This window comes from Acinetobacter sp. UBA6720, assembly GCF_002454215.1.
Lineage (GTDB): Bacteria > Pseudomonadota > Gammaproteobacteria > Pseudomonadales > Moraxellaceae > Acinetobacter.
This window is the reverse complement of sequence record NZ_DKIK01000172.1, coordinates 1-10,829: the sequence shown is the minus strand read 5'-3', so window position 1 is coordinate 10,829 and position 10,829 is coordinate 1. Positions and strand designations below refer to the sequence as shown.

Annotated in this window: 9 protein-coding genes; all 9 read left to right on the top strand. The window is 42.0% G+C overall.

The genetic code is table 11. From position 1 onward, the window contains the following. The first annotated feature begins 89 nt into the window (after positions 1-89). Positions 90-1,148 (top strand): pilus assembly protein PilM, encoded by a 1,059-nt coding sequence (locus B4F08_RS14475; RefSeq protein WP_291374976.1) that lies wholly within the window; start codon positions 90-92, stop codon positions 1,146-1,148. Next, positions 1,148-1,804, top strand: coding sequence for a PilN domain-containing protein (locus B4F08_RS14470; protein ID WP_291374974.1), 657 nt, complete (start codon positions 1,148-1,150; stop codon positions 1,802-1,804). The genes B4F08_RS14475 and B4F08_RS14470 overlap by 1 nt, the downstream gene beginning before the upstream one ends. Beyond that, on the top strand, positions 1,801-2,526 hold the full coding sequence (locus tag B4F08_RS14465) for a type 4a pilus biogenesis protein PilO (protein ID WP_110974175.1): 726 nt from the start codon (positions 1,801-1,803) through the stop codon (positions 2,524-2,526). The genes B4F08_RS14470 and B4F08_RS14465 overlap by 4 nt, the downstream gene beginning before the upstream one ends. Beyond that, entirely contained in the window at positions 2,523-3,050 is a 528-nt protein-coding gene (locus tag B4F08_RS14460; RefSeq protein WP_110974174.1) for a pilus assembly protein PilP, read from the top strand. Before B4F08_RS14465 ends, B4F08_RS14460 begins: the two co-directional genes overlap by 4 nt. A gap of 19 nt (positions 3,051-3,069) precedes the next feature. Continuing rightward, the gene (gene pilQ, locus B4F08_RS14455; protein ID WP_291374970.1) at positions 3,070-5,145 is read left to right on the top strand and encodes a type IV pilus secretin PilQ; all 2,076 of its coding nucleotides are present in this window, start codon (positions 3,070-3,072) and stop codon (positions 5,143-5,145) included. Between the two features lie 37 nt (positions 5,146-5,182). Further along, positions 5,183-5,716, top strand: coding sequence for a shikimate kinase AroK (gene aroK / locus B4F08_RS14450; protein ID WP_086209042.1), 534 nt, complete (start codon positions 5,183-5,185; stop codon positions 5,714-5,716). A gap of 30 nt (positions 5,717-5,746) precedes the next feature. Beyond that, the gene (gene aroB / locus B4F08_RS14445) at positions 5,747-6,832 is read left to right on the top strand and encodes a 3-dehydroquinate synthase (RefSeq protein WP_291374968.1); all 1,086 of its coding nucleotides are present in this window, start codon (positions 5,747-5,749) and stop codon (positions 6,830-6,832) included. 7 nt (positions 6,833-6,839) lie between these two features. After that, a complete protein-coding gene (locus B4F08_RS14440) occupies positions 6,840-7,676 on the top strand; it encodes a hypothetical protein (RefSeq protein ID WP_110974171.1) in 837 nt (278 codons plus the stop codon). Between the two features lie 447 nt (positions 7,677-8,123). Then, on the top strand, positions 8,124-10,829 hold a 2,706-nt coding region (gene gltB, locus B4F08_RS14435; protein ID WP_291374951.1), incomplete at its 3' end, for a glutamate synthase large subunit.

Here is a 10,829-nt window from a genome sequence, read left to right as displayed (position 1 = left end):
ATGAGTTATTGTATCCGTATAAAAATATAGACGTAGACTAATTAGTGGGTTACTTTTTTTGGGGATAAAAAAATAATAGGAATGATATTGTGCTCAGGTTATATCGTAAGCCAAGTAAGGGGTTAATAGGAGTAGATATTAGTTCGACTTCTGTTAAGGTTTTGGAACTTTCTGTTAAAAACAGTCGGTATTGGGTGGAGAGCTATGCGCTTGTCCCTTTACCAGAAGGAAGTGTGGTCGAAAAAAATATATTGAATCCAGAAGCAGTTGGTGATGCCCTTGAGCGTGCGGTAAATTTGGCCAATGTCCAATCCACTGATGTCGCGTTGGCTGTTCCGACCTCCATGGTGATTACTAAAATCATTGAAATGGATGCCGATATGAACGATGACGAACGTGAAATTCAGATTCGTGATGATGCTGAGCAATATATTCCATTCCCATTAGATGAAGCGAGTTTGGACTTTGAAGTTCTTCCAGACCGTTTGGCCAATCCCAATCGTGTCAATGTACTCCTTGTTGCAACACGCATTGAGAATGTTGAAGCACGTGCTGAAGCATTAGAGCTTGCGGGTTTGACACCGAAGATTGCCGATGTTGAAAGTTTTGCTATAGAAAATGCATTTAAGGTCTTTTCTGACACTCTACCGATGGGTGTGAATACAGTTGGTATTTTAGATATTGGTCACACCATGACCACACTCTCTGTCATGCAAAACAATAAAGTGATTTATACGCGTGAGCAGGTCTTCGGGGGGAAACAATTGACCCAAGAAATTCAAAACCGTTATGGTTTGTCTTTTGAAGAAGCTGGGCGCGCCAAAAAAAGTCGTACATTACCTGATGATTATGACATTGAAGTACTTGAGCCTTTTCTTGAGGCTGTGGTACAGCAAGCTGCACGTTCTTTACAGTTCTTCTTTTCATCTTCTCAATTCAATGAGATCGACCATATTTTATTGGCAGGGGGGAATGCCAATATCCCAGGACTGGCGAAATTATTACAACAAAAATTAGGTTATCGGGTCACCATTGCCAACCCATTTTTACAGATGGGCTTTTCTCCACAAATCGACATTAAAAAAATTGAAAATGATGCTTCATCACTCATGGTGGCATGTGGATTGGCATTGAGGAGTTTTGATTAATGGCAAAAATAAATTTACTCCCTTGGCGTGATGCGTTAAGAGAGAAACGAAAAAAAGAATTTATTGCTTACTGTATTGGGGCCGCATTTGTTGGGGTTTTAGCTATTGCCTTAGCTTGGTTTTATTATGGTCAAAAACTTGAAGACCAAGAACAAGCCAATCAGTTGGTGATGAGTACTAATCAAAACTTAGATGTGCAATTAAAGTCATTGGAAGGTCTACAAGAACAGCGTAATGCAATTGTAGAGCGAATGAAGTTGATTCAAGGTTTACAAGGTCAACGCCCTGTAGCAGTTCGCTTAGTCGATGAAATGGTACGTGTCACCCCAAGTAATATGTATATTACTAAATTTGTGCGTTCTGGGGATAAGTTTACTATTGAAGGCAAGGCCGAGAGCCCAAATACGGTGGCTGAGTTCTTACGTAACTTAGAGGCGTCTGCTTGGTATCGAAATGCATTTATGAATTCGTTCTTGGCTGTAGAAGAAAATAAAGATAAGGCACCAAGTTCAATTGTGCCACGAGTGGAAGAGGGATATGGCACATTTGTGGTTACGGCTGATTTGGATGAAATTGCTCAGCCAGTTGCATCTGATGCAGCTGCGCCAGAACAAGCAAATGCAGTGAATAATTCAACAGCGGGGGCAGCACAATGAGTCGCGATGAATTTGACGAATTAACACTAGAAAATCATGCTGCACCAAAGAAAAAGATGACTGTTGATAAATTTTTTCAGCAGTTCAATACGCTGGATCCGAATAATTATGGAAGCTGGCCTTTTTCGGTTAAGTTGACCTGCTGGCTCTTTATCATTTTACTGATTTGTGCTTTAGGTTATTTTGTTGTGATCAAGCCTAAACTAGATGCAATATCTAATGCCCGGGCACAAGAGCAAAATTTACTGAATGAGTTTCGCGAAAAGGACTCAAAACTGCGTAATTTGCAACAATACCAAGCGCAGCTTCAGGAAATGCAAGCAAATTTTGAACAGCAATTATTACAACTGCCGAAAGAAACCGAAATTCCAGGCTTGGTTGAAGACATTAACGTCAGCGGCGTGAATTCAGGTCTTAAATTTAAAAATATTCGTTTAGAGCCAGAAATACGCCAAGAATTCTTTATTGAACAACCAATCTCAATTGAAGCGACGGGTGATTATCATTCCTTTGGTTCATTTGTTAGTGGGATTGCTGCTTTGCCTCGTATTGTAACTTTGCATGATTTTGATATCTCGGCATCAAGTGCTAATGATAAAAAAACGGATATTCCACAAATTTCATATAGTGTGAAAGCTAAAACCTATCGTTATGTAGGAGCGACAGCGACTACAGACGCAGAAAATACGACGAAAGCCGATGCAGGGGAGGCTAAAAAATGAAATATCAAAAACTCTTCCTAAGTCTCTGTATTGGGTTATTCGTTGTGGGCTGTGATTCACGCATTGATGCAGTCAATATGCAAATGGCAGAAATTCGCAATCAACCTCCTTTAGCAATTGATCCTGCACCAAGCTTTCCCCCAGTGCCAACATTCAGTTATGCTGCGCACCAATTAAAGAGCCCCTTTATGCCAAGTTCTTTGGCAGCTGAATTGCGAATTATGGCTGGGAAACGTGTTTATCCGAATTTGTCTCGCCAACCGCAGCCTTTAGAAAGTTATGCGATTGAAACGCTTAATATGAAAGGCAGTATGCGTGGTCAAAATGGACAAATTTTGGCGCTGATTCAAACACCAGATGGGGAAATTGAGCGCGTGCAACGGGGAAGTTACTTGGGGATGAATCATGGTCGCGTGATCAATATCACCGCAACGCAGATTGATTTGGTTGAAATTATTCCAGATGGGCGTGAGGGCTATGTCGAGCGCCCAAGAAGCCTAGTGTTAATTGGGCCAGCGCCTTAAAAAAGGAAAAGGAATAAAAATGAAAAATAGTGTTAGAGATTCTATATTTGGGGATGGCAATACGATGAACCATATGTTCCGTCAGTTTTCAATGGGTGCAATTGCAATAGCGGTGATGCAGGTTGCAAATGCGCAAGTGAGTATTACCAATATTGTCCCGATGCAAATTCCAGGACAAGGAACAGAAATTCGTGTCATGTTTAACGGGTTGCCACCCCAACCACAAGCATATCAACTAGAGCAGCCATCTCGACTGGTATTAGACTTTGATAAAGCACAACAAAATTTGAAGCAAGGCAGCATTGCAGTTGCAACGACTGAGGCAAGTTCAGTAGATGTAACTTCAGATGCGCAGCGTTCGCGTTTAACAGTTAATTTGGCAGATGCGGGTGCATTTACGACACGAGTTGAAGGTAATACTTTTATTTTAAAGATTAATTCGGCAAATCCGACTACCGCAACGCCTATAGCAGCACCACGTTATGAACAAGGGATTTCAAATATTGGCTTCCAACGCGGTTCAGACGGTGAAGGTCAAGTTGTTATTGATTTAAAAGGTAATAACACTCCTGTCGATGTGAAGCAACAAGGCAGTAAAATTGTGGTGCGTGTTTTGGGGAATAAAATTCCTGCGCATTTATCACGTCGTTTGAATGTGAACGATTTTGCAACGCCTGTCTCAACGATTGATGCTCAAAATGATGGTTCAAATGGATTGATTACGATTCAATCTAATGGCAGTTTTGAATATATGGCTTATCAAGCGGAAGATAAGCTTACGATTAGTTTGAAGCGTCCTGAAGATAAGAACCCTCTGAAGCCTAAAGCACCTGGGGCATATACTGGCAAAAAGATTTCTTTAGATTTTCAAGATATCGAAGTGCGACGTGTGTTACAGCTATTGGCTGATTTTACAAGTATTAATATGGTGGCTTCGGATACGGTACAAGGCAATATTACCCTACGCCTGAAGGATGTACCTTGGGATCAGGCACTTGATATCATTATGAAAACCAAGAATTTGGATAAGCGACGTAATGGTAATGTAATTTGGATTGCGCCTGTAGCCGAATTGATTAAATCTGAGGAAGATGAGGCGAAAGCCATTGCACAGAACCTTAAACTTGCACCGATTCAAACAGATTATATTCAACTAAGCTATGCAAAAGCAGCAGATGTGTTGAAACTGTTAGAAGATTCTCGTGATGGCAAAGGAAGCGTAGCAAACCGTACGGCGGGCACAGATTCTTTGGCGTTGGAAAGTCTGCTAAGTGCTCGTGGTAGTGCTGTTTCTGATTCTCGTACCAATACTTTAATTATCAATGATACGCAACAGAATATTGATAAAATTCGCCGTATGATTGATTTGCTTGATGTGGCGGTAAAGCAGGTGATGGTGGAAGCCCGTATTGTGACTGCGACTACAGATTTTTCTCGTCAGTTGGGGATTAAGTGGAGTGCAGATAAGCTTGGTACTACAACTTGGGGCGGGGACTATCAGCCAAGTTTTGATTTGGGTGTGGATTTAACGACATCAACAGCTGGAACTTTTAGCTTTGGCCTATTAAAAATTTCTGATTATATGTTGAATCTCGAATTAACGGCGCTTCAGGCGGATGGTCATGGTGAGGTTTTGTCTGCGCCGAAAGTACTGACAGGGGATAAACAAAAAGCCTATATTTTAAGGGGTACAGAAATTCCATATCAAACGTGGAGTGCGACGGAAGGCTTAAAAACAGAATTTCGTGCGGCTAATTTAAAATTAGAAGTTACGCCAAGTATTACCCCTGATGGTAGAGTACAAATGGCGCTTATGGTGGAAAAAGACTCGGTTGGTGATATTACCAACGACGGTCTTGCAATTGACACCAGTGAATTGCAAACTAACGTACTTGTGGATGATGGCGAAACTGTGGTGCTTGGTGGTATTTTTGATGACACAAAGCGTAGTGACTATCAAAAAGTGCCATTCTTTGGGGATTTACCAGTAGTGGGTAATTTATTCAAGAGTAGTACTAAAACCACGATACAAACTGAGCTATTGATTTTTGTGACACCACGAATTGTTAATGACACTGTTTCAAGAAATCATTAATATATTTTCAATTTGAACAAATCTAAAAGGTGACTCCTTGCCAAGCAAAGAGTTTGAAACCCTACCAAATATTTATTTGGTAGGGCCTATGGGGGCAGGAAAAACAACTGTAGGACGACATTTAGCTGAACTGTTAGGGCGAGAGTTTCTTGATAGTGATCATGAGATTGAACGCAAAACAGGGGCAACGATTCCATGGATCTTTGAAAAAGAAGGTGAACTGGGTTTTCGTAGTCGTGAAACAGTTGTTATAGATGAGTTAACGTCTCGACCTAATTTGGTCTTGGCCACAGGGGGTGGGGCAGTAACTCAGGCTTCCAATCGCGCATTTTTAAAACAACGTGGTATTGTTGTTTATCTTTATACTCCTGTAGAAATTCAACTGCAGCGAACCTATCGTGATAAAAATCGCCCACTGCTTCAAGTGGAGAATCCAGAACAAAAGTTACGTGACTTGTTGAACGTTCGTGATCCTTTATACCGTGAAGTTGCACACTATATTATAGAGACTAATCAAGGGGCTGCTCGTGATCTTGCGCAGCGTATTTTAAGCTTGATTCTTGTAAAGTAATTTTGATTCAGTTTTGAAGTGATTTGATCCATGCAAACCTTATATGTTGAACTTGGCGAACGCCGTTATCCGATTTTTATTGGTAGTGATCTAGATCCGAAAGCCTTGCTTGAGTCTTATATTCACGGTCGACAAGTGATGATTGTGAGTAATGAGACTGTTGCGCCGTTATATTTAGACCGTTATGTTACAGCGATTGAAGCGTTGGGAAAAACAGTAGCAACCTGTATTTTGCCTGATGGTGAAAAATATAAGAACATTGAGCACTTGAACCTGATTTTTGATGCATTACTAGAGTCAGGCTTTAATCGTGATTGTACGGTTTTAGCTTTGGGTGGCGGTGTGATCGGGGATATGGCTGGTTTTGCGTCGGCATGTTTTCAGCGCGGAGTTTACTTTATTCAGGTGCCAACCACACTTCTTTCGCAAGTCGATTCCAGTGTAGGTGGAAAAACAGGGATTAATCATCCACTCGGTAAAAACATGATTGGGGCTTTCCAACAGCCCCAAGTGGTTTTGGCAGATATGTCTCAGCTTAAAACATTACCACCACGTGAGTTATCTGCGGGTTTGGCTGAAGTCATTAAGTATGCACTTTTAGGGGATGCTGATTTTCTCATCTGGCTAGAACAGCATATGGATGCGTTGGTGCAGGGCGATGAGGCTGCACTGGCAGAAGCTGTGTATCGTTCTTGCGCACATAAAGCCCGTATCGTTGCAAATGATGAAAAAGAGCAAGGCGAAAGAGCTTTATTGAACCTAGGGCACACCTTTGGTCATGCGATTGAATCTTATCTGGGCTATGGTGAATGGTTACATGGTGAGGCGGTTGCGACAGGTATGGTGATGGCGGCAGATCTCTCTCAGCGTATGGGTTGGATCAGTGCCGAAGATGTACTACGTACAAAAAATATCATTCAACGTGCAAATTTACCGATAGTATGTCCGCAGATTCCCCTTGATGACTTCTTGGCATATATGGCACATGACAAAAAAGTACTTAATGGGCAACTTCGCTTAGTCTTGATGCAAGCTGTTGGACAGGCCATCATTACGAGAGCGTTTGATGTAGAATTGATGAAACAGGCGATTTTAGCCAACCAAGAACAGGCATAACCTTACTATGGCAACAACCCTTCGAACCAAGTGGCAGACAAAGCAAAATTATATTTGGCTTGCATTCGGAGGAGCGTGCTTGTTTGGCGCTTTGGTTTTTTGGGCAATCACAGATCAAAAAACTGTGGTTGAGGTGGAGAAGAAAGCAGAATCAGAAGTTGAGCTGCAAATTCAACCAGAGAAAGTCGCGACAACCGCACATTTAGGCTCATTCATTGATGAAGTAAAGCCTTTGGATATGACCACACGTGTAGCCGTAGTTGCACAACATGAGGCTGAATTTCGTGGCAGCAAATTCATTCAGGAAAATAAAAAGAACAGCACAATTGAACTGTTTCGAGTATCAGAAGAAGCGATTATTAAGCGTTTTTTGCAAAGGCAATCTGATCGTCAAGCTTTTAGTTACTTAAGGTTGACGGGTGAAAACCAGATCGAACAATATGTTCTGCTCTATGGGGTTTATAAAAATGTGAGCGAAGCGAAAAATGCGCTGAGTGAATTAAAGCTAATTTTACCAAAATCGGTACAACCCAAAGTCGAAAAAATTGAAAGCTATGCAGAGTATGTCAATGACATGGGGGCTGATGAGCTTGGATTGAGTAATAAACTCTATGCAGTACAATTGAAACCAGCCGCTGTACCTGTAATTGATGAAGCAACCATAGCAGCACGTCAACAGGCAGCACGTGTTGCTACGCAAAATAACCAGTCTACCACCACAACGACGGTTACTCGTCGAGATGCAGAAGGCAATGTGGTTGATGTGCAGAAGTCGCAAAGTGCGGTGGATGGTGCGTCGCAAAATAAAACAATTGAGCCAGAAGTGACCGATCCATTTAATTAAAATTGGGTCATTATGGAGCAAAAAAGTTTCACAACCCTTATATTGCATTAATTTGGTGCGATTAATTAGCCAAATCTTGAGCTTAATTTACAGTAAAAAACATAAACCTAAGAAAACTAAGGTGTTTAATGCTTGTATTAAATTATTGGCATAAAATTTGCTTTAATGGTGCATGAATTGAGTTGATGTCACTGTTTTGGCGCAAAAAAGATTCGATTTATGAGCGAAATAGTAGCGATCAAGCGCCTTAAAAAAGTGCGTGACTGTTGCATACATTTTTTCAATTAAGACATGCATAAAGATGAAAATCAGTCTATCTTGGGTATGAGGAAAAAATGCTGTACTTCAATCAGAATCTGAATATGAGTCAATTGAACGAATCGGCAAGAAGTAATTAGATTGTTAGACGCCCGACAGGGCCTGTAGAAAGAAGGGTACGCTATGCACATGCCATCGCCTAATACTGTAGCTCCCGCTCAAGGTTTATACCAACCGGATGAGTTTAAAGATAACTGTGGTTTTGGTTTAATTGCCCATATGCAGGGTGATGCAAGCCATGACCTTGTGAAGACTGCTATGCATAGTCTGAGCTGTATGACCCACCGTGGTGGTATTGCTGCAGATGGTAAGACAGGGGATGGTTGCGGTTTACTCTTAGCAATGCCAAAACAATTTTTCCGCGAAGAAGCGAAAAAACTCAGTGATATTACACTCAGTGAAGTTTTTGCTGTCGGTACGGTGTTTTTAAGCCTCGATCCAGCAATTGCAGCACATGCGAAACAAATTCTAAATAAAGAAATTGAATCTGAAGGCTGTCGAGTCTTGGCGTGGCGTGTAGTCCCGACCAATAACGATGCTTTGGGTTCGATTGCGATGCAGTCACTTCCTGCATTTGAACAAATTATTGTGAACTGCCCAATGGGTGTGTCTGAAGTTGAGTTTAACCGTAAACTTTTCTTGGCACGCCGTCGTGCAGAACAACAGCTCAGCAATGACTCATCATTTTATGTAACTACATTATGTTCAACAGTGATTAGCTATAAAGGCTTGATGATGCCTGAAGCGATAGCTGATTTCTATACAGACTTGGCAGATCCACGTCTTGAGTCACATATTGTAGTGTTCCACCAACGTTTCTCGACCAATACTTTGCCGCGTTGGCCTTTGGCACAGCCATTCCGTTATCTTGCACATAATGGTGAAATTAATACCATTACTGCGAACCGTAACTGGGCGATGGCGCGTACGCCGAAGTTTGAAAACCCATTATTGCCAGGTTTAACTGAGCTCAACCCAATCGTGAACCGTACTGGCTCGGATTCTTCAAGCTTAGACAACATGCTTGAAATTCTTGTGGGTGGCGGTATGGACTTGTTCCGTGCATTGCGTATGTTAGTTCCGCCAGCATGGCAGAACGTGGAAACTTTAGATGCCGATTTACGTGCATTCTATGAGTTTAACTCGAAGCACATGGAAGCGTGGGATGGTCCTGCTGGTCTCGTGATCCAAGATGGTCGTCATGCAATTTGTATGTTGGATCGTAATGGTTTACGTCCAGCACGTTGGGTGATTACCAAAAATGGTTACATCACACTGGCGTCTGAAATTGGTGTATGGGGCTATGAGCCTGAAGACGTGATTTCTAAAGGTCGTGTCGGTCCAGGTCAAATTCTAGTGATCGATACCTTCACAGGTAAAATGCTCGACACTAAAGATGTCAGCACACATCTGAAAAAAATGCGTCCATATCGTGAATGGTTACGTGAAAACTCAGTTCGTGTACAAGGTAGTCCAGAGCTTGAAGAATACTTATGTGATCAAGGCTTAAAAGGTGATGACCTGAAAGCATCACAAAAAATGTTTATGGTGACCTTTGAAGAGCGTGATCAATTGCTTCGTCCAATCGCTGAAAGCGGTCAGGAAGCAGTGGGTTCAATGGGTGATGATACGCCAATGGCAGTTTTGTCTCGCCAAGTACGTCATGTGTCGGATTATTTCCGTCAACAGTTTGCTCAGGTCACCAACCCACCAATCGACCCATTACGTGAATCGATTGTGATGTCATTGGAAACGTGTTTAGGCCGTGAGCAAAACGTTTTTGAACAAAGCCCTGAGCATGCGGATCGCTTGATCATTTCAAGCCCTGTACTGTCAAATTCGAAAATGCATCAAATCCGTACGTTAGGTCGTACAGGCTATGAAATTGCAGATATTGATTTAAATTATGCGGAAGATGAAGGTTTAGAAGCTGCAATTGCACGTATCTGTGAAGAAGCAGCGCAAGCGATTCGTGACGGCAAAACCTTATTGGTATTGTCTGATAAGAAAATTCGTCAAGGTTTCTTGCCTGCCAATGCATTAATGGCAACAGGCGCTGTGCATCACTACTTAATTAATGTTGGTTTGCGTACGGATGCCAATATTATTGTTGAAACAGCATTGGCACGTGATCCGCATCAATTTGCGGTTATTCTAGGCTTTGGTGCGACAGCAATTTATCCTTACCTTGCTTATGATGTGATCAATGACTTGGTTGCAAAAGGTGAGCTATTGGGTGACCCAATCCAAGCACAAGTGAATTTCCGTAAAGGCATTGAAAAAGGCTTGTTAAAAGTGCTTTCAAAAATGGGGATCTCTACGGTGGCCTCTTACCGTGGTGGTCAACTATTTGAAGCGGTGGGTCTGTCTGAAGAAGTGGTTTCAAAATGCTTCACTGGTGTACCGAGCCGTATCAAAGGTGCAACCTTTGTTGATCTGGAAAATGATCAGAAGAAATTGGCTGAAACTGCATGGAAAACACGTAAACCAATTGATCAAGGTGGTTTGCTGAAATTTGTCTTTGACAAGGAATACCATGCATTCAACCCAGATGTGATCAATGCTCTGCATAAATCAGTGCGTTCTGGTCAATATGCCGATTTTAAAGAATATGCTGAACTGGTGAATAACCGCCCAGTGGCGACAATTCGCGATTTGTTAAAGTTAAAAACAGATAACTCGATTGCTCTCGATCAAGTCGAGTCTGTAGAAGCGATTTTACCGCGCTTTGACTCTGCTGGCATGTCTTTGGGGGCATTGTCTCCAGAAGCACATGAAGCGATAGCGATAGCGATGAACACCATTGGTGGTCGTTCAAACTCTGGTGAGGGCGGT